The sequence below is a fragment of the Paenibacillus sepulcri genome, assembly GCF_042647105.1.
Classification (GTDB): Bacteria; Bacillota; Bacilli; order Paenibacillales; family Paenibacillaceae; genus Paenibacillus_Z; species Paenibacillus_Z sepulcri.
In genome coordinates this window covers 834,496-853,005 of the sequence record NZ_JBHRUP010000001.1, presented here as the reverse complement: position 1 = coordinate 853,005, position 18,510 = coordinate 834,496, and the positions used below count along the sequence as shown (strand labels likewise).

Below are 18,510 nucleotides of genomic sequence, written 5' to 3'. Positions count from 1 at the left end.
AGAGAAGAGGGATTTATATGTCTGACATCAAGTCTGATATGGACGGCCAGTCCGCCGCTGCTTTTCTGCAGGATTATTGGGGAGAGCCTGTTTCAGGATTGGAGGCTATTGAACAGGGAGAGGTCAACCGCGCATATTTCTTCCGGTTCAGGGAGCAGGATTATGTTGTTCGTTTTAATGCCCAGGAGAGCGGATTTCAAAAAGAGCGTTACCTGTCCGACCATTTCGGTTCAGATGAGCTGCCGATTCCGGCAATTATTGAAATCGGTCCTGTTAACGGCATGTACTTCGCGATCTCCAAGCGCGCTGCGGGAAAGACCCTGGTTCAATATGATGCGGATCAGCTGCCCCTGCTCCAATCCGTGCTGATTAAGCTTTTTGCCGGGATAAACAAGCTGAATGTGGGGGAGACACAGGGGTTCGGATGGATTCTGCCTTCCGGCAATGGCAGCCAAGCAAGCTGGCAGGCGCATCTGGAATCGTCCTTCGATGAGAAAGAGCCGGGATTCTGGCAGGGCTGGCATGGTTTGTTTGAGGGGAGTTTCCTGGATAAAGGACTGTTCGATGCCTTATACGGCAAGATGATGAGGCTGGCTGCGTACAGCCAGGAGGAACGTTATCTGGTTCATGGAGATTTTCATACGGGAAATCTGATCGCAGACGGGCCGCGATTGACTGGCGTGATTGACTGGGAAATGGCGATGTATGGCGATTATATGTTCGACCTGTCCACCTTTGATTTGTGGTCGCCGCATGTCAGGCTTCCCGAACTTTATTATAAGCATTGTCAAGCCGAAGGCAGAGAGATCAGGCATTTTGAAGAGAGGTTTCTCTCGGCTCTGCTGTGCAAGGGTCTTGATGCTCTGCGATTCTATGCCAGAACCAATGACGAGCATGCCTATGTTTATGTAAGGGACGATCTGCTCCGCCGTATTGCCGGGAATAAGATATAATGAATGCCCCCTTCATTTCTATGGCCTTTCGGATGCAGTTCCGAAAGGCTTATTTGAAATACAAGTAAGCGTTTATTTGGCTAAGCTTTGCTTATTTTGGAGGGAGGAATAATTACCGGTTGTTACTGAAGGAGCTCAGCGGACAGCTGACTGTCCAAGCAGCGCACGGGCCAAAGCCCTGATCCCCGGTTCTATATCCTCAAGCCTGGGCTTGGCGTAGCTGAGCCGGATATAACCTTCCTCTGATCCATATACGGTTCCGGGGACGAATACGACTCCGCTGCGGATTCCTTCCTCCAGCAGACGGCTGTCATTTACCTTCCGGTTGATTTTGCACCACAGGTTCAGACCGCCATGCGGAAGGTCGAAGGTGACGGCATCCGGCAAATATTTGTTCAGGGCGTCGATCATCTCGTCCCGCTTCTGCTGCAGCGCCATCTGCAAATGGATAATGTGGTCCTCAAAACGTCCGGAGCGCATCAGTTGTTCCGCCAGCCATTCCGACACGATGCTGAGCCCAAAATCCATTTGCTGCCTCGCATCCGCGAGCCGGCTGACGACAGATTGCGGGGCAGCAAGCCAGCCAATCCGCAGGCCGGAGGCGGCAATTTTGGATAAGGAGCCGATATACATCACGATGCCGTCCTTGTCCAGTGCTTTCAACGTCTGCGGAGACTCCGGCAGCATCGAGGTGAGGCTGAAAGGATCGTCCTCGACAATGGGAATCCTGAGTTCTGCGGCGATTTCCAGAAGACGTCTCCTCTTCGTCAGACTGAGAATACTCCCGGTGGGATTCTGGAAATTGGGATTCAGAAAGACCATTCGAATCCGGTGCTCGCGGTACAGCCTGGCGACATCCTCCGGATCAATGCCGTCCTTGTAAACTGGAAGCCGGCAGATGCGAAGGCCTGCAGACTGGAACATCGGCAGGGAGTAGCAGTAGGAGGGATCCTCAATCGCTACCGCATCTCCCGGTGATAACAGGCATTGGGTGATCAAGTACAGGGACTGCTGGGAACCCGATGTAATCAATATGGAGGATTCCGTGGCGGCTATCCCGTGCCGGCGGCTAAGAAACCTTGCCAGGGTCGTGCGCAGCGCCGGGCTGCCCTGGGGATGATCATAGCCCAGATGCTCCGTAAAGGGCTGCTCCCGCAGAAGCTCCTGGACAAGTTCATTGGGAAACAAATCGGCCGATAGCTCGCCGCTTGCCATATCGATCAAATTCGCGTCATGACGGACGACTTCGCGGATACGCCGCATCAGCGGGAGATTGGGCATGAAAGCTCCTCCCTCCGTGTACTGCCGCCAATTTGGCGTATGGGATGGAGTGAGCCCCCATTTGGTGCGGCTGACGCTGGTGCCTCTGCCTACAGCGCTTTCCAGCAATCCGGATGCGCGCAGCTCTTCATAGGCCTGAACAATGGTGCTGCGGTTCACATCCAGCTGCTCCGCCATTTTCCGCTCGGACGGAAGCAGACTGCCCGGAGGCAGCTCGCCGCATGCAATACTCCTCTCCAAATACTCCACGATTTGCCGGTATATCGGGTGTTTCGAATGGCGGTCAGGTTTCCACATCTAGAAGTCACACCTTTGACAAATAAAATACAGGCTTGAACGGTACAAACGTATCATAACCGGTTCAAGCTATCATACAGCCTACCGATTGGATTTGCAATTGACCATCCAATTCATCAATTCACCTCAAATGGATGGGTTCATTCTGATCCAATTGGCTGGTTACAAGGGGATCATTTGCTTCTATGATAGGGGCATATCGAACAGAATTGCATCTTTAACAGAGATGAATTAGGGCTTGCAGGAGAGGATGGTCAGGATGGGGCAAAATGTACGGATTGCAGTGGTTCAAGCGGCGCCGGTTCTATTTGACAAGGAGTCGGCATTGGAGCGTATCGCCGATTACGCATCGCAAGCGCAATCTCAAGATGCCCGTCTGCTTGTGTTTCCAGAGGTTTTTGTCGCCGGCTATCCGAGAGGGCTTTCCTTCGGCGCCCGGGTCGGCAGCAGAACGATGGAAGGCCGCAAGGACTTCGCAAGATACTGGGAGAGCGCTGTCGATATTCCGGGCAAGGATACGCTTCGTCTAGGCGAGATTGCCCGTGAGACCGGTCTTTATCTGGTTATCGGAGTGGTTGAGCGCGACGGGGAATTCAGCGGCGCTACGCTTTACAACACCATCCTGTATATAGGGCCGGACGGGGAAGTGCTGGGCAAGCATCGGAAGCTGATGCCGACAGGAGCCGAAAGGCTGCTGTGGGGGCAAGGGGACGGCAGCACCTTGACGGTGATCGACACGCCTTTTGGCCGTATTGGCGGTTTGATCTGCTGGGAGAATTATATGCCCTTGGCGAGAACGGCCATGTACGCCAAAGGTATCGATATTCTGGTCACGCCCACTGCGGATGCCCGGGACACATGGCAGGCTACCCTCCGGCATATTGCCTGCGAAGGACGCTGCTACGTCATATCCAGCAATCAATATGCAACAAAATCGACCTATCCCGAGGATTTATACGGCTATGACAATATCGCAGGCGATCCGGAGGTGCTGTGCCGTGGCGGCAGCGCGGTTGTAGGGCCGCTGGGCGAATATGTCGCCCAGCCTTTGTATGATGAAGAAGGCCTTATTATGGCCGAGCTGGACATGGCGCTGGTAACGCAGAGCCGGTTTGACTTTGACGCAGTCGGCCATTACAGCCGTCCTGATGTGTTCCAGCTGACCGTTAACGAGTCGAAGCAGAGCATCGTCCGTTTTAAGGGATAGGACCTGGCGGCAGCCTGCTTCACAATAGATAAGGGAGGTGGACAAAATGGGTGTACCTGCTTTTGTATGGATATGTGCCATTATTATTGCCATTATCGTAACCTGGATAACCATTTGGGTAACGAACAAAGCCTATTCCCGCAGATGGGAGGACAGGACCAGCGAGATCGACCGGACAGACAATTAGCATAGGGCAGCAGCCCCCTCTTTAAGGACGGCAAGGCCGCTTCTTGCCATGTAAGGTTTTTGAAAGGTGCATTTTCAGATTATTGCCATATATGGTATGATTGCAATAATCTGTACTGCCCTGTCAAAGGGGTATGAAGCGGCTGGGGAGGGGAATTTCTTGCGCACTCATTACATCCAGGGAGTAGACCATGTTCAATTGCCCGTCAGTGATTTGAAGAAAGCGATACAGTGGTATTCCGAGGTGCTCGGACTCGAGGTTAAATCTGTACATAAGCATGCAGCATGGCTGCGTTTTGCCAAAGGCCCCTTTTTGATGCTCCACCACAGCAATAAGGAAACGAAGGTTCAATGGCTGTCGGAGGAGGATTTTCCAATGCCGGCTTTTATGTTCATTACGGAGAATATGGTTCAATTGAAGCAGCAGCTGGACAAAAATAATACCTTCATCCGTATGTATCAGGATGAAGGCTTCGGTTGGGTAATCAAATTCGTCGATCCTTTCGGCAATGAGCTTGGCGCATATCGGCCGAACTGAACAGCTTTTTGCTTTTTATGACTTGTCATCGCTGGTAATCAGATTAAGCAGTCTGATCGTCGTTCCTGAGGACTCTTTCTTTTTGTTCTCGGTGACGACCAGCTTAAATGAATGCGCGCCCGATGTCAGACCGCTGGTTATGAACATCTTTTTTGTCGTGGAGACTTTGGAATAGGCATCCACCATGCCCGCGAACTTACCGTCGATATATATTTTGCCGATTCCGCCGCTGCTTGAAGTCTCGACATTGAGACCCAGCACGTTCCCTTCGAAGGAACTGCTGATATAGTCCCCAGGGCGGCTGCCTGTATAGCCGTTGTTGTTTTCAACAAATCCTTGCGAGCTCATGTCAGTAGGGGAAATCATCGTTTCTTTTCCTGTATGGAACAGCTCCGAATCCGGGAAAAGAGGCGTTTCGGGAATCGCTGTTATGGTTTTGCCAGCGTTCAGATCGGCTTCCAGTGCTTGCATAATTTGCCCGGTGTAAAGCTCATATCCGCGGCTATTGGGAAGAGTGCCGTCATCCGTCAGTTTTTCTTTTTGGTTGGAGAGGAATTCGTTTCTGATATCGATTGCGGTGAGCCCGTAATAGGCGCTCAGTTTTTTGAGTATATCGGGGTATGCGTTTTTCTTCACGGTGTTCTCGATAAGCAGCAGAATTTCAGTTTTTGGGTTACGGTTCTTGATATTGCGGATCAGGCTCTCGCAGATCGCACCGTACGTTTGCGGGTCCAGTGCAGCCTGATCATTCTGGCCGAAGCTGATGATGGCCAGATCATATCTGGCATTGACGTTCAAGAGCTTCCAGTAGTCTGACCATCCTCCGAAAACGGTACCTGTGGGATTGGTGACCAGCGTTCGCAGCGCCGTCACCTGGCGGGTTGTTTTCATCTGATCCTCGAACTGGTAAAACCACTTGTCCCGCTTGCGGCCTGCCCCGTCGCTTTGACCGATAGCATCTCCGACCACCAGATAGTTGATGAATGAGCCTGTCTTCATTTTGTCGTACACATTCGAGGTATTTGGCTGAATCTGTAGGGAAGCGGCATTTACTGTCGAGGTCATCCTGATTTTGTTCTGCAAATTTTGACTGCCTAAAAATAATGTGAAAACAAGAATGATGACTAGAAACCCTGCTGGCAGAATCGGTTTTATTAAGAATAATTTAATCATTCTCTTCAATATCACCAGCTCCTACTATTTAGTTTTGTTTATTACGATACAAATCGTATCATTTACAATGATTAATGTAAATAATAACAGAACCTTTTCATAAAAAATTTATTTATGAACTGCGCAAAATTTATATTTTTTACAATTATTTACTCGTGTCCTGGCTGGATGTAGGTTATTCTGAGACGGATATCGGGTCGAAATGTGACGAGTTGCTCAATCCGGTCTAACGAAGGGAAGCTGACAATGCTGCTTGAAGTGAGTACGCTTAAAGAAAAGATACCTGCGGGAAACAGGTATCCGTTCAATATTCCTTCCATTAAGTCTCTGGATCGGCTGCGTTTTGGCAAGAAAGTAACCTTTCTGGTCGGAGAGAATGGATCGGGCAAGTCAACGCTGCTGGAGGCGATCGCTTATCAATGCCATTTCAACACAGCAGGGGGCGGGCGCAATAATCAATATGAGCTGGCCTCCGCAGGAGCACAGCTTGGTGATTATATCCGGCTATCGTGGATGCCCAAATTGACCAATGGTTTTTTTCTGCGGGCGGAATCCTTTTATAATTTTGCCAACCATATAGACGACATCGCCAGGGAGCACGCATCCGTTTATGATGCTTACGGCGGCAAATCGCTGCATGAGCAGTCGCACGGCGAATCCTTCCTCTCCCTGTTCAAGAACAGATTCGGCCAGCGGGGAATTTATCTGCTTGACGAGCCCGAGGCTGCGCTGTCACCGGCAAGACAGCTGGTGTTCCTCAGCATGATTCATGAGCTGCAGCGTTATGCGCAGCTTATTATTGCCACCCACTCCCCGATTCTTCTGGGCTATCCGAACGCCGATATTTACAGCTTTGACGCAAGGCCGCCGGCAATGATCCGTTATGAGGATACCGATCATTATCAGATCACCCGGAGATTTCTGGAAAACAGGAAAAGCTATCTAAATGAGCTGATTGACTGATCCTTATCTGCTGCGGGATAAGCTTGTTGTGAGCATGCGCTTATTCAGTAAGGGAAGACGGCTGCTCGGCAGGCGGGCTGGTGCGGATGGGCCGCTGGACAAGCCGCGCATTGCCCATGAAGAAGCTCGCCGCGAGCGCAATCAGGACGAGCACGCTGCCGATTGCAAACAGATGATCCAGAGCGCTGCTGAATAACTGCTGGAGCTCCATCAGTTCGTTGCCGGGAAGCTTGCTCCGGGAATCCCCATCCAGCAGCTGCTGCGGATCGAGAGTCATCCGTTGTGCCAGCAGACTGCCAAACACGCTGACTCCGATTGTCCCGCCGATCGAACGGAAAAACTGCGAGGATGAGGTGGCGGCCCCCCGGTTTTCGAAATCTACGGCGCTCATGGCGGCCGTTCCAAGGACAGGGAAAACGGCGCCTATGCCAAGGCCGGTCACAATCATATAGAGAATAATTTGCGCCAGGGTTGTCTCTGCGGTCATAGTGCTCAGCAGCAGGAGACCGCCGGCCATCATGGCCAGGCTTGGCAGAAGCAGGGTCCGGAAGGATACCTTGCCCATGAGCCGTCCGCCATAGGTTGAAGTGATAACGACAGACAGCATCAGAGGGGTTAGAATATATCCGGCTACAGAAGGACTCACGCCAATAACGCCTTGAATATACAAGGGAATGTAGGCAATAGCTCCGAACATGGCCGCACTCATGAAGAATCCGGCGATGTTGCCGAACGCGATTTCCCGCAGCTTGAACAGCTGTAGAGGGATAATCGGTTCATGGGTCCGCGTTTCAATCCATAGAAACAATCCCAATAGCAAGGCGCTAACTGCGAATAGGCTCACGATTTGCCAGGAGCCCCATCCCAAATGAGTCCCGTCCTCCTGTCCTCCGCCTGCCAGCACCAGAGCGAGCAGAACGGAAACGACCGCACCGCTCAGCGTGACCGCCCCATACCAGTCGATGGAGCGTTTCTCCGCGCCCTTGCTCTCCTTCATGGCGATCAGAATAATGAGTACCGCAGCGATCCCGATAGGCAGATTAATCAGGAAAATCCATCCCCAATGCCAATAATTGACGATGATTCCGCCGAGCGTGGGGCCGAAGGTACTGGTCAGCGCAAAAACGCCGCCAAACAATCCCTGAAATTTTCCCCGCCGCTCAGGCGGATACAGATCGCCGACAATGGTGAAGGCAATGGGCATTAAAGCACCGGCACCCAGGCCTTGAACGGCTCTGAATATAATGAGCTCCGTCATCGTTCCGGACATGGCGCACAGAGCAGAGCCTGCCAGAAATACCAGTAAGCCGGCCATATACACTTTTTTGCGACCGAACAGGTCGGCTAGCTTTCCATAGATGGGAATAGTCGTAGTGGAGGCCAGCATGTAGATCGCGAATACCCAGCTGTATAGATGAAGTCCCGATAAATCTTTAACAATGGTCGGCATGGCAGTGGACACGATGGTCTGATCCAGGGAAGCCAGTACCAAGCCAAGCAGCAGCCCGGCTGTAATCCATTTGATATGGGCATGTTGTTTCAATATCGCACACTCCGTCTCTCAGGAAGTCCCTCTATCTTGCCGTCAGGAAGTCCCGGAAATATTGGTGCTGTTTGCAGGCCTGCGAAAGCAGCATAAAAAATATAACGGAAAAATCGAAAAAAGAGTAGACTTTTTCTTTCCGGTAAGTTATCTTATTGATATAGTGCGCCCCAAACAGGGTGCTCTTTTTTTATGTTTATTCCGCTTCTTTATAATGCCGCAGCAGACAAGGGAAGCCCCCATGTTGAAGAGCTTCCCGTCTGCCTGACTTGCGATGGCAAGATTACTTTTGTTCTTCCTCAATATCGTCCTCAAGTTTGCTGATGTACTCGTTTGGTATTTCATCCCCCTGGGGATTGTTATTCTTGAACATGCTTTTTCGTCCATTGCGAAACTCGCCGCCATGCACCTCGGATTGGCTTTGCCCGTTATTATCGCTTCCGCCGTGGCGGTTCCGATCCTTGTTCACATTATTGGACACTGTCAGTTGCCTCCTCATTCATATTGCCGATCGCTCTCGGCACGGGGTTAGCTTTTGCAAATTGGGTTTGAATATACAGTCCTTCCTGCATCTGGCTCATGTTGGCGCGTGTAAACGTTCATAGTCTTGACATATCTTCATAAAGTGCGGCATGATGAAATGAAGACTCAAGTTGAAAGGATTGCTACTATGGCTGAACAAAATAGGATGCAGCAGATTATCGATGTTATGGTGAAGAACGGCTGGAGAATAACGGAGCAGCGCCGCATGATGGCGGAGATTTTTACGAAGCGTGAAGGCTATTTGTCCCCAAAAGACGTTTATGATCTGATGACTGTCCAATATCCGAGCCTCAGCTTTGATACGGTATACCGCAATTTGCGGCTGCTTAGCGAGATGGGAGCGCTGGAGCAGTTTTATTTTATGGACGGCGGGCTCAAATTCAGGGGCAGCTGCACCACGCATCACCATCACCATCTCATCTGCGTGAACTGCGAGAAAACGTTGACCTTTGATTATTGTCCCATGGAAAATTCCCTGCAGCTGCCGGGTAATTTCAAAATCATTAATCATCGCTTCGAGGTTTACGGGATATGTGAAACCTGCCAGGTGGAAGCATCGGCCTGATCCCCTTGCTGCGGCAAGGAATCGGTTTAAAATAAAGGACGGCAAGCGGTTAAGGGGGCGATTTCCATGCGGGAATCGGCCCTTTTTATTTTTTTGAGGTTCATACTGGGGAGGCAGAGCGGCTTGCATCGCCACGGATAAGGAAATAAAAGGCGGCTGGTCTGCGGCATTGACTAATGCTGCGTTAGCTGGTAAACTTCATTGAGTAAATATTACGATTAAGGAAAACGGAGGACGGCAGGAGCCGTTTCTTCTAAAAATATAAGAAAATATCAAATACCCCGATACTTTGCTTATATTTCTGTTGGAGGAAATGAACTGCGCCGCTAAAGGACGGCGAAACCCGTTTCTTCTAGCATGTCTCAAAATCGTAAAACTTACATATAAATAGAATGGTTTTGTGCAATCAGAGAAAGGAAGGGGGATTCAAGCATGCTGCTTGCCGAAATGCAAGGCGTTGAGTTCGGATACCGGGATGTGCCCTGTCTGGAAGATGTAAGTCTGGAGATCCACTCGGATGAGTTTGTTGCCGTGACCGGACCCAATGGCGCCTCCAAGACAACACTGCTCAAGCTGGTGCTGGGCCTGCTGGATCCGTGGAAGGGTGACGTCCGTTTATCCCCCAAGAATGCCAGAGGAAACAAGCTTGTCATCGGCTATGTTCCGCAGCAAATTGCCGCTTTCAACAGCGGATTTCCTAGTACGATCGCAGAATTTGTGCGGTCCGGACGGTATGTTCACGGTTCATGGCTGCGCCGGTTGAAAGCCAAGGATCATGACAGCACCGAGCAGGCTCTCCGCCAGGTCGGCATGTGGGATCTGCGGCACCGCAGGATCGGGGAGCTGTCAGGCGGGCAGAAGCAGCGTATCTGTATTGCCCGGGCGCTGGCGCAGGAGCCGGATCTGCTTGTGCTCGATGAGCCTACGACCGGTATGGATCAGGCGAGCCGATTCGGCCTCTATGAGCTCATGCGGCATCAGGTGAAGGAGTACGGAAGGACTGTTATTATGGTGACCCATGGATTATCGGAGGTCAGTCCTTATCTGGACCGGGTGATCGAGCTCGTTCGGAAGGAGGATGGCGGATGGAAATGCTGCACTACGACTTCATGCAGCGGGCATTTTATGCCGGTGGGCTGATTGCGCTGGTGGCCTCGGTGCTTGGCGTTTATTTGATGCTGCGCCGGCAGGCGCTCATGGCAGACATGCTCTCTCACGTATCGCTTGCAGGCGTTGCGGGCGGCGCTTATCTTCATATCAATCCGACATTGACCGGATTTGCGGTTGCCATTATTGGCGCAATAGCAGTGGAATATGTCAGACGCTCTTATAAAACCTACAGCGAGATTTCCATTGCCATTATTATGGTCGGCGGCTTGTCCAGCGCGGTTGTGCTGATGAGTCTTAACCATAGCGTGAACAAAAGCTTCTCCTCCTATCTGTTCGGGTCGGTCGTTGCTGTAAACAGTACGGAATTGAAATTAATGGCTGCGGTGGCAATCGCCGGAGGATTATTTTTCTTCCTCTGCAGGAGGCCCCTCTATCAAATTACGTTTGACGAAGAGACAGCCAGAACAAGCGGGCTGCCCGTAAAATGGATATCGCTTGGCTTCAGCGTGCTGACGGGCATGATTGTGGCGGCGGCCATGCCGATTGTGGGCGTGCTGCTTGTTTCCTCGCTCATCATTCTTCCGGCGGCGCTCGCGATCCGGATTGCCCCAAGCTTCACGGCGGCGCTGATTTATGCGATGATCATCGGATTGATTGGCGTCTTCTCCGGCTTGACCGCCTCTTATCAATTCAGCACGCCGCCCGGCGGTACGATTGCATTGCTGCTGCTGTTCATTCTGATCGCCGGCATCGGCGTCAAGAAATTCGCGGCATGGCTGGTTAGAAGCAGGAGCAAAACCAGGAAGGAACCGGAGGCGGCCGTAATAGGGCAGCTGCCCCGATTTTCTAAAGATTCGTCGCTTCATTAAGCAGTATAAAGAGAACAAGCCGGCCTGAAAGTTCCGATAGGGTATGTGGATGCAGAACCGGGCGCCTTCAGGCTGGCAAAGATCACAAGGAGGAAGAAAAATGAAATTCGGGTTGAGCAAATCTTTGGCAGTGGTGGCTGCTTCAGCGGTATTGATCGCGGGCTGCGGGGGAAATACGAATAATGCGGGCAATACGGCAAGCACAGGCAATAACAATGCAGCGGCTGCAAACAGCACAACTGCTTCGAGTGGGGCAAACGGCAGCACAAATGCGGATAGCGGCAAGAAGCTGAAAATCGTCGCCAGCTTTTATCCGATGGTGGAATTCAGCAAACAGGTGGCCGGCGATCACGCCGATGTCGTTGGACTGATCCCTTCCGGTACAGAGCCCCATGATTGGGAGCCAAGCGCCAAGGATATGGTTCAGGTGCAGGAAGCCGATGTATTTGTTTACAACGGAATCGTTGAAGGCTGGGCGGACGACGCGATAAGCAGCACAACCAATGACAAACGGATTGTCGTTGAAGCCAGCAAGGGCCTTGCTCTGATGGAAGGAACGGCGGAGGAGGAAGAAGGGGAAGAGGCGCCAGCGGATGCCGGTCCCGTTCTTGATCCCCATGTATGGCTTGACCCGGCGCTTGCCCAGAAGGAAGTGGCTGCTATCCAGGCTGCGCTCATTCAGGCGGATCCTGCCAATGAAGCGGATTACACGAAGAATGGCGAAGCTTATCTTGCCAAGCTCCAGGAGCTGGATGATGCCTATAAGACAGGTCTTGCCAATACGAAACGAAAAGGATTTGTGACCCAGCATGCGGCTTTTGGATACATGGCCAAGGAATATGGGATCACCCAGATTCCGATTGCCGGATTGTCGCCGGAGGAAGAGCCGTCTCCGGAAAAAATGGCTGAAATAGTGGAGTTCGCCAAACAAAACGAAGTGAAAACCATTTTCTTCGAAACATTGGTTGACCCGAAAGTCGCCCAAACCATCGCGGATGAAATAGGAGCCAAAACGGATGTGCTTAATCCTCTGGAAGGGCTGACTGAAGAAGAAATCAGCAAAAATCTGGATTATATCGCCGTTATGAAATCCAATCTTGAAGGTCTGGAGAAAGCGTTGAATGAATAGTGCTTTTTATTTCCGGTCATTATCGTAATAATTACGTAATTGAAGGGACGTTGTGATTCATGAATACGACCAAAATTCCCGTTACCGTATTGAGCGGTTATTTGGGAGCAGGCAAAACCACGGTATTGAATCATGTTCTGAACAACCGGAGCGGCTTGAAGGTTGCGGTAATCGTGAACGATCTCAGCGAGGTCAATATTGACGCGGATCTGATCAAGGACGGCGGAGGCCTCTCCCGGACCGATGAGAAGCTGGTGGAGATGTCCAACGGCTGTATCTGCTGCACGCTCCGCGAGGATCTGCTCAAGGAAGTGGAAAAGCTGGCCAGGGATAACCGGTTCGATTATATTCTCATCGAATCGACGGGCGTCGGCGAGCCGCTTCCGGTCGCCCAGACCTTCGCTTACATCGATGAGGAGCATGGTATCGATTTGACTGCGTTTTGCCGTCTGGACTGCATGGTGACCGTTGTGGATGCCTTCCGGTTCTGGCATGACTTCTCCTCGGGCGATACGCTGCTGGAGCGCAGTCAGGCGGTTGGCGACGACGATCACCGCGATGTAGTCGATCTGCTAATCGATCAGATTGAATTCTGCGATGTGCTTATTCTGAACAAATGCGATCTGGTGGATGAAGAGGATTTGACGGAGCTGGAAGGCGTGCTGCGCAAGCTGCAGCCGAGCGCCAGGCTGATCCGCAGCAGTCAAGGGAGGATTGACCCGGCGGAAATTCTGAACACCGGATTATTCGACTTCGACGCGGCGAGCACGTCGGCAGGCTGGATGAAGGAAATGGCCAAGCCTGTTCATGTGCCGGAAACCGAAGAATACGGCATCTCGTCATTTGTCTACGAGCGTCATAGACCGTTCCATCCCGGACGCTTGCTGCAGTGGATGGAGAACTGGCCGGTTGACATTGTCCGCGCGAAGGGGATGATGTGGTTGTCCTCCCGTCATGATATGGCCCAGAATATCAGCCAGGCAGGCCCGTCCATCCAGTTTGGACCCGCCGGCTACTGGGTTGCCGCACTGCCCGAGGATGAGAGGCAGGCTGTTCTGCTTGAGGATCAGGAGCTGCTCACCGACTGGGATGAAGTGCATGGGGACCGGATTAACAAGGTTGTATTCATCGGGATCGAGATGGACGGACCGCAGATCATCTCTACCCTGGACGATTGCTTGCTGTCGGACGAGGAGCTTGAGCAGGACTGGAGCAGCTTCCAGGATGATCTGCCGAATCCGGTTCAGGAAGAGGAAGCAGTGCTTCATTAAAATCAAATCATTAAAACCAAGAAAGGTTGATAACCATGAGAGTCGTTGTTACACTTGCCTGCACGGAAACCGGAGACCGCAACTATACGACAACCAAGAACAAACGCAACCATCCCGAGCGGCTGGAGCTGCGCAAATACAGTCCGCGGCTGAAAAAATTCACGATTCACCGGGAAACGAGATAATCGCTATAATCGCGCAGGTAAAAGCCGGGCTGCTGCTGCAGCCCGGCTTTTACCTGCGGATAAACACGAGCAAAGCATGACTATAGGCCAAAATCATAGTCCGGATATACATAGGGATCATCTGACGGCTTGATTTTCTCGGATTTGCCGGCTGTAAAGAGGATGACGTCTGTGCCGTTATACTGGGTTTTATTAATGGTCCCGGTCATTCTTAGCCAGGTATCGTTCTTATACGCGCCGGCATCTGCCGCATTGACCAGCACGCCGTAGGGAAGAGCATCCGCCGTACAGCACTGGACGGCGAAGCGGCCCAGAATGAATTGATTGGCAGCAAGCGTTTCGTCGCGGTATACGAAGCCCTCCATGGTCAATTTCTTTCCTATAAAGTTATCCAGATACAGATCGATAGTCGTAAGGATTTCCATATAATTCTTCTCGGTAACGGTAATGAGCGGCTTCTGGTAGAGCTCCATGCCGTATTTGGAATATGCCTCGGTGAACTCATCTGCCGGGAACAGCTTCGCAAGCTCCGACTGGGGACCGTCAGCGGACGGGGCATCTTCCGGGCTGCCGGGCGTTGATTGCGGAGCAGAGGCGGCTTGAGCGCTTACGTCAGCCGATAGCAGCGATGGATCGGCAGCGGCGTTTTTCTCTTTCATCTTGATGCTCCCCGATGTGCTCAAGGTCATGCCCTTCTGGGCGGCCATCGCGCTGCCGATGGTTGTGTCCGGGGTGAAAATGAAGACGGCAAGCGGGACGATGAACAGGCCGTATACGAGTATATTGCGTATGAGAGAAGGCGAAGGCGGATGCTCGCAGCCGCAGTCGTCTTCTTTGCCGTTCCACAGCTTGAAAGCCTGGTAGATCTGTACAACGGCTACGCCGTAAAGGGCAATTGCAGCGAGCTTGACGTAAATCGTCATACGCGGGGCGATATACAAGGTCAGATGCCCCGTCAGCTGCAGCCGGGCGATATAGAACGCGATACCTCCCAGTATAACCGCACGGATGATCGGATGGATGACCTGGCGTCCAACGGATTGTTCTTCCATGGCTTGCGCCTCCTTGATTATGGATTTGGCCAAAGCTGTCCGGCAACGATAGACAGGATCAATACGACAGCTGTAATCAGGGCAATGAGCCCAAACACAAAACGCGAGCGGAAAACCGCCAGCATCATGAGCGTATTTTTGAAATCAACCATCGGTCCAAAGACCAGAAAAGCAAGCAGGGCTCCTTTGGGAAATACCCCGTTGAAGGAAGCGGCGATAAAAGCATCGGAGGTTGAGCATAACGAGATCAGGAAGGCAAAAGCCATCATCAGAGCATGCGCGCCGAGATCGCCTCCGCTGAGCGAAACGAGATAATCCCGGCTGACAAAGGTTTGGATCAGGGCTGTCAGGAAAGCGCCTAGCATCAGAAATTTGCCCATTTCAAAAAATTCATCCGCGGCATGCGTGAATACGGAGAGGAATTTGCCTCCCGATGCATGGCTGTGATCATGGTCGTGATCATGCGCATGTCCATGCCCGTGAATATGATGATCATGCATATGCGCCTGATGATGACTGCCGCTGACATGTTCATGAGCGCCATGCCGGAGCGCGGAATTATTATGAATTGGAACTTGCGAATTACGGTCATGCGAACGGCCGGAAAGGGCGTCAGCAGATTCGCCCGCTTCCAGGGAAGCGGCGGCAAATTTAAGCGGGCTGGTTCTCACCCGGTGATACAGCACCAGACCGACTATGGCAGAAACGGCGAAAGCGAGTCCCATCCGGAAATATACCATGTCCGTATTCAGCCGGAAGGCCATATAGGTCGCTGCGAAAGTGACGGGATTGATGATCGGGGCAGCCAATATGTAAGTAATTCCGATATAGACAGGCATGCCTTTGCTGATCAGCCGGCGCACAATGGGAATCATGCCGCATTCGCATACGGGAAGCAGAATCCCCAGCAGGCAGGCATATACAACGCCCAGCAGCGGATTCTTGGGGATAAATTTGCGCATTCGCTCCTCGGAAATATACAGATTCATGAAGGAAGAAACGAGCACGCCAAGCAGAATGAAGGGCAGCGCCTCCAGAAAAATACTGACGAAAACCGTCTTCAGGCTCTGCCACTGGGCTGCCGAAATATCAGGTAACAGATCCGCCGATAGCATACGATGTCCTGTGAAGACCAGCAGCAGAGCGGCCAATATCCCGACCGTGACAATGTTCAGGCTCCAGCGGTAAATCGAATTGGGCATATTGGACCGACCTTTCGTAACTAGTAAGGATTACGATTAAGTATAAAAGATTTATCCCTTTTGGTAAATAGATCAAACCAAGTGTCTATTTTTTGTCAATCTTGCAGATTGGGGGCATATGGCGCATGATTGGGCCGGATCTTATAGAAGAGCCTGTCCGTAAATGTTATACTGGAGGACATGAATAAATGAATAGGAAAGGATCTGGATTTTCGTGGAAAAAGCTTTATTCAGAAAACAACGATATACGCTGTCCTTCCAGGATGAGAAGCGGCGCCGTATTCCTCTCTTTTATATCACATTCCTGCTGCTGCTTCTGAAAATGATTCTGCTGCGCAGCTTTTTCTTTCATGATATTGCCTGGAGCCGCCTGACGACAGACGCCGCCGCATTACTGGTAATTTTGAGCCTGTTCGAGCTCGCTCTGCCGCTTAAGGTGAAGTCCATTGTATTCTGGCTGTTTAATTTCATCTATTCGCTCACCTTGTTTGCAGCCACCTTATATTTCTCGCATTTTGGCTCGGTGCCGACCTACACGGCGCTTTATAATCTGGATCAGGTGCTGCAAATCAAATCAAGCGTTCAGTCCACGGTTGAGTTAAGCAATTATCTCTATTTTATCGATATCGTTATTGCCGTTATAGGCTGGCTTGTGCTCAGAATCATCGGAGTGCGCCTGCCGGCCAACCGTTCCATCTGGAAAATAGGCGTGCTTATCACTTTCGTCGTCTGCATCGCGATATCCGCCAGATACATCCAGCTGGGCATGCCCATTGAGAATGAGCTGGTGGCGGCCGAGACCGATGGATTTCTAAATTATCAGGTAGCCTCGGCCATCAAGGCCGTGAAGGATAACAGCATAGCAGCGGAAGGCAATACGGATGAGATCGCCCAGGAAATTAGTGACCTTCAGGCATCCTATGCGTATAAGGATCAGCCGGGAGAAGCGCCTGCATTTTTCGGGGAAGCCAAAGGGAAGAACGTCATCGTCATTCAGATGGAGGCGTTTCAGAATTTTCCGATCCATCTGTCGCTGGACGGGAAGGAGCTGACGCCTGTCCTGAACGGATTGGCTGATCAGGGCATGTACTTCCCGCATATCTTCCAGCAAATCGGACAGGGCAACACCTCCGATGCCGAGTTTATGTCGAACACGTCCATCTATCCGACGGGGAAAATAGCGATGTCGACAGGCTACGGGAACCGCATGCTGCCGAGTATGCCAAGACTGCTGCAGGAACGCAATTACGAAGCGGATACGTTCCATGTCAATGATGTGGGCTTCTGGGACAGGAGCAAGCTCTACCCGGCGCTTAATTTCAATCATTATTACGATAAGCCGTTTTATACCAATGATCATTTCAACAGCTTCGGCGCTTCCGATGAAGAGCTGTACCGAGTAGGGGTTGAGAAGCTGTCGGAGCTCAGCAAGCAGGGCAAGCCGTTTTACGCCCAATTCGTCACCGTATCCAGCCACTTCCCGTTCGAGGTGCCGGAGGATCGTTTGAAAATGAAAATACCGGACGCGCTGAAAGGCACGCAGCTTGGGAGCTATCTGGCCGCCGTCAACTATACGGATTATGCGGTCGGCACGCTCATTGACCGCTTGAAGCAAAACGGCATGTGGGATAACACGGTGCTGGTTCTGTACGGGGATCACTTCGGCCTGCAGCCCGATCAAATTGATCCCGCTCTTATCAGCTCTGAGCTTGGCATCACGTATGATCCGCAGGTTTCCCGGTTTAACATCCCGCTCATTATCCACATGCCCGGAGAGACGGACGGCAAGGTTGTAAACACAGTTGGAGGACAGCTTGATATCATGCCGACGATCGCCAATCTGCTCGGAGTCTCCCTCAGCGAAGAAAAATTTACAGCGTTTGGCCACGATCTGCTGAATATCGATCACAATGTGTTTGGCATGCGCTATTATTTGCCGACGGGCTCATTTTTCAACAATGACATCCTGTTTGTTCCCGGCAAAGGGTTTGAGGACGGTAAAGCGACATCATTGTCAACATTGAAGCCCGTGACTGATTTCTCCGCTTACCGCAAAGACTACGATTACGTGCTTAAGTTGATGGAGCTTTCGGACCAATATGTCCGTTCTCTCCCCAATCGAAAATAGATACCATTATACCAACAATAAAGGAGGATCAACATGGGGGTACCGGCAGGCGTCTGGATTGGAGCAATTGTTATTGGGGTCATTGTAGTCTGGCTGACCATTTGGGTAACCAATAAGGCGTATTCGAAGAGATGGGAAGAGCATGAGGAAGAAAATCAGGGAAAAAAAGAATAACAGCTTTAACCCTGGAGCCGGCAGCCTTGTCTGTACGGTTCTTTTTTTTGCAATTAAATTCCGGGAGAAATTTGCTTTGCCGTTAAAGGACGGCGAATTACGTTTCTTTTAATTGACAATGATAATCATTATCAATTAAAA

Annotated in this window: 19 protein-coding genes; 13 read left to right on the top strand and 6 right to left on the bottom strand. The window is 51.4% G+C overall.

Annotated features, from left to right (window positions below; all coding sequences use genetic code 11):
• Window positions 1-17 precede the first annotated feature (17 nt).
• Window positions 18-953 carry a phosphotransferase family protein gene (locus tag ACFOLF_RS03765; RefSeq protein ID WP_210039748.1) on the top strand — a complete coding sequence of 312 codons (936 nt, stop codon included), beginning with the start codon at window positions 18-20 and terminating at the stop codon, window positions 951-953.
• 135 nt (window positions 954-1,088) lie between these two features.
• Here ACFOLF_RS03765 and pdxR read toward each other — a convergent pair whose 3' ends face one another.
• On the bottom strand, window positions 1,089-2,531 hold the full coding sequence (gene pdxR, locus ACFOLF_RS03760; protein ID WP_210039749.1) for a MocR-like pyridoxine biosynthesis transcription factor PdxR: 1,443 nt from the start codon (window positions 2,529-2,531) through the stop codon (window positions 1,089-1,091).
• 250 nt (window positions 2,532-2,781) lie between these two features.
• Between pdxR and ACFOLF_RS03755 the strand changes: the two genes are divergently transcribed.
• The 3 genes from ACFOLF_RS03755 to ACFOLF_RS03745 all read left to right on the top strand — a co-directional run bounded on the left by ACFOLF_RS03755 (window position 2,782) and on the right by ACFOLF_RS03745 (window position 4,462).
• On the top strand, window positions 2,782-3,738 hold the full coding sequence (locus tag ACFOLF_RS03755) for a carbon-nitrogen hydrolase family protein (RefSeq protein WP_379113303.1): 957 nt from the start codon (window positions 2,782-2,784) through the stop codon (window positions 3,736-3,738).
• 46 nt (window positions 3,739-3,784) lie between these two features.
• Entirely contained in the window at window positions 3,785-3,925 is a 141-nt protein-coding gene (locus tag ACFOLF_RS03750) for a hypothetical protein (protein WP_210039751.1), read from the top strand.
• Between the two features lie 159 nt (window positions 3,926-4,084).
• Window positions 4,085-4,462 carry a VOC family protein gene (locus ACFOLF_RS03745; RefSeq protein ID WP_210039752.1) on the top strand — a complete coding sequence of 126 codons (378 nt, stop codon included), beginning with the start codon at window positions 4,085-4,087 and terminating at the stop codon, window positions 4,460-4,462.
• A 15-nt stretch (window positions 4,463-4,477) separates the two neighbouring features.
• Here the strand turns inward: ACFOLF_RS03745 and ACFOLF_RS03740 are convergent, their stop codons facing one another.
• Window positions 4,478-5,635, bottom strand: coding sequence for an SGNH/GDSL hydrolase family protein (locus tag ACFOLF_RS03740; RefSeq protein ID WP_379113357.1), 1,158 nt, complete (start codon window positions 5,633-5,635; stop codon window positions 4,478-4,480).
• Between the two features lie 246 nt (window positions 5,636-5,881).
• Here ACFOLF_RS03740 and ACFOLF_RS03735 point away from each other — a divergent pair, with 246 nt between their 5' ends.
• Window positions 5,882-6,598: an AAA family ATPase gene (locus ACFOLF_RS03735; protein ID WP_210039754.1), complete on the top strand. Its 717-nt coding sequence runs from the start codon at window positions 5,882-5,884 to the stop codon at window positions 6,596-6,598.
• Window positions 6,599-6,638: 40 nt separating this feature from the next.
• On the opposite strand, the gene ACFOLF_RS03730 is transcribed toward ACFOLF_RS03735, so the two are convergent.
• Both ACFOLF_RS03730 and ACFOLF_RS03725 read right to left on the bottom strand, forming a co-directional pair.
• Entirely contained in the window at window positions 6,639-8,141 is a 1,503-nt protein-coding gene (locus ACFOLF_RS03730; RefSeq protein WP_379113305.1) for an MDR family MFS transporter, read from the bottom strand.
• A gap of 283 nt (window positions 8,142-8,424) precedes the next feature.
• Entirely contained in the window at window positions 8,425-8,622 is a 198-nt protein-coding gene (locus ACFOLF_RS03725) for a hypothetical protein (RefSeq protein WP_210040028.1), read from the bottom strand.
• A gap of 189 nt (window positions 8,623-8,811) precedes the next feature.
• On the opposite strand from ACFOLF_RS03725, the gene ACFOLF_RS03720 reads away from it, so the two are divergent.
• The 6 genes from ACFOLF_RS03720 (at window position 8,812) to rpmG (ending at window position 13,813) form a co-directional block, all read left to right on the top strand.
• The gene (locus tag ACFOLF_RS03720) at window positions 8,812-9,249 is read left to right on the top strand and encodes a Fur family transcriptional regulator (protein ID WP_210039755.1); all 438 of its coding nucleotides are present in this window, start codon (window positions 8,812-8,814) and stop codon (window positions 9,247-9,249) included.
• Window positions 9,250-9,681: 432 nt separating this feature from the next.
• Window positions 9,682-10,389, top strand: a complete 708-nt coding sequence (locus ACFOLF_RS03715; protein ID WP_210039756.1) for a metal ABC transporter ATP-binding protein — start codon at window positions 9,682-9,684, stop codon at window positions 10,387-10,389.
• Window positions 10,335-11,228 (top strand): metal ABC transporter permease, encoded by an 894-nt coding sequence (locus ACFOLF_RS03710; protein WP_210039757.1) that lies wholly within the window; start codon window positions 10,335-10,337, stop codon window positions 11,226-11,228. The genes ACFOLF_RS03715 and ACFOLF_RS03710 overlap by 55 nt, the downstream gene beginning before the upstream one ends.
• A 100-nt stretch (window positions 11,229-11,328) precedes the next feature.
• Window positions 11,329-12,357 carry a metal ABC transporter substrate-binding protein gene (locus tag ACFOLF_RS03705; protein WP_210039758.1) on the top strand — a complete coding sequence of 343 codons (1,029 nt, stop codon included), beginning with the start codon at window positions 11,329-11,331 and terminating at the stop codon, window positions 12,355-12,357.
• Window positions 12,358-12,416: 59 nt separating this feature from the next.
• Window positions 12,417-13,628 carry a GTP-binding protein gene (locus ACFOLF_RS03700; RefSeq protein ID WP_210039759.1) on the top strand — a complete coding sequence of 404 codons (1,212 nt, stop codon included), beginning with the start codon at window positions 12,417-12,419 and terminating at the stop codon, window positions 13,626-13,628.
• A gap of 35 nt (window positions 13,629-13,663) precedes the next feature.
• Window positions 13,664-13,813, top strand: coding sequence for a 50S ribosomal protein L33 (gene rpmG / locus ACFOLF_RS03695; protein WP_210039760.1), 150 nt, complete (start codon window positions 13,664-13,666; stop codon window positions 13,811-13,813).
• An 80-nt stretch (window positions 13,814-13,893) separates the two neighbouring features.
• Here the strand turns inward: rpmG and ACFOLF_RS03690 are convergent, their stop codons facing one another.
• Together ACFOLF_RS03690 and ACFOLF_RS03685 are read right to left on the bottom strand one after the other, a co-directional pair.
• Window positions 13,894-14,865, bottom strand: a complete 972-nt coding sequence (locus ACFOLF_RS03690) for a TIGR03943 family putative permease subunit (RefSeq protein WP_210039761.1) — start codon at window positions 14,863-14,865, stop codon at window positions 13,894-13,896.
• 17 nt (window positions 14,866-14,882) lie between these two features.
• Window positions 14,883-16,067, bottom strand: a complete 1,185-nt coding sequence (locus tag ACFOLF_RS03685) for a permease (protein WP_210039762.1) — start codon at window positions 16,065-16,067, stop codon at window positions 14,883-14,885.
• 322 nt (window positions 16,068-16,389) lie between these two features.
• Here ACFOLF_RS03685 and ACFOLF_RS03680 point away from each other — a divergent pair, with 322 nt between their 5' ends.
• Window positions 16,390-18,195, top strand: a complete 1,806-nt coding sequence (locus tag ACFOLF_RS03680) for an LTA synthase family protein (RefSeq protein ID WP_210040000.1) — start codon at window positions 16,390-16,392, stop codon at window positions 18,193-18,195.
• Between the two features lie 33 nt (window positions 18,196-18,228).
• Entirely contained in the window at window positions 18,229-18,369 is a 141-nt protein-coding gene (locus ACFOLF_RS03675) for a hypothetical protein (protein ID WP_210039763.1), read from the top strand.
• Window positions 18,370-18,510 lie beyond the last annotated feature (141 nt).

Excerpts from the sequence above, each read along its gene's own strand:
- ACFOLF_RS03710 (WP_210039757.1), top strand. The coding sequence starts at position 10,335 with ATGGAAATGCTGCACTACGACTTCATGCAGCGGGCATTTTATGCCGGT.
- ACFOLF_RS03755 (WP_379113303.1), top strand. The coding sequence starts at position 2,782 with ATGGTCAGGATGGGGCAAAATGTACGGATTGCAGTGGTTCAAGCGGCG.
- ACFOLF_RS03680 (WP_210040000.1), top strand. The coding sequence starts at position 16,390 with ATGATTCTGCTGCGCAGCTTTTTCTTTCATGATATTGCCTGGAGCCGC.
- ACFOLF_RS03740 (WP_379113357.1), bottom strand. The coding sequence starts at position 5,635 with ATGATTAAATTATTCTTAATAAAACCGATTCTGCCAGCAGGGTTTCTA.
- ACFOLF_RS03720 (WP_210039755.1), top strand. The coding sequence starts at position 8,812 with ATGGCTGAACAAAATAGGATGCAGCAGATTATCGATGTTATGGTGAAG.
- pdxR (WP_210039749.1), bottom strand. The coding sequence starts at position 2,531 with ATGTGGAAACCTGACCGCCATTCGAAACACCCGATATACCGGCAAATC.
- ACFOLF_RS03735 (WP_210039754.1), top strand. The coding sequence starts at position 5,882 with ATGCTGCTTGAAGTGAGTACGCTTAAAGAAAAGATACCTGCGGGAAAC.
- ACFOLF_RS03765 (WP_210039748.1), top strand. The coding sequence starts at position 18 with ATGTCTGACATCAAGTCTGATATGGACGGCCAGTCCGCCGCTGCTTTT.
- ACFOLF_RS03750 (WP_210039751.1), top strand. The coding sequence starts at position 3,785 with ATGGGTGTACCTGCTTTTGTATGGATATGTGCCATTATTATTGCCATT.
- ACFOLF_RS03700 (WP_210039759.1), top strand. The coding sequence starts at position 12,417 with ATGAATACGACCAAAATTCCCGTTACCGTATTGAGCGGTTATTTGGGA.
- rpmG (WP_210039760.1), top strand. The coding sequence starts at position 13,664 with ATGAGAGTCGTTGTTACACTTGCCTGCACGGAAACCGGAGACCGCAAC.
- ACFOLF_RS03675 (WP_210039763.1), top strand. The coding sequence starts at position 18,229 with ATGGGGGTACCGGCAGGCGTCTGGATTGGAGCAATTGTTATTGGGGTC.
- ACFOLF_RS03690 (WP_210039761.1), bottom strand. The coding sequence starts at position 14,865 with ATGGAAGAACAATCCGTTGGACGCCAGGTCATCCATCCGATCATCCGT.
- ACFOLF_RS03685 (WP_210039762.1), bottom strand. The coding sequence starts at position 16,067 with ATGCCCAATTCGATTTACCGCTGGAGCCTGAACATTGTCACGGTCGGG.
- ACFOLF_RS03705 (WP_210039758.1), top strand. The coding sequence starts at position 11,329 with ATGAAATTCGGGTTGAGCAAATCTTTGGCAGTGGTGGCTGCTTCAGCG.
- ACFOLF_RS03715 (WP_210039756.1), top strand. The coding sequence starts at position 9,682 with ATGCTGCTTGCCGAAATGCAAGGCGTTGAGTTCGGATACCGGGATGTG.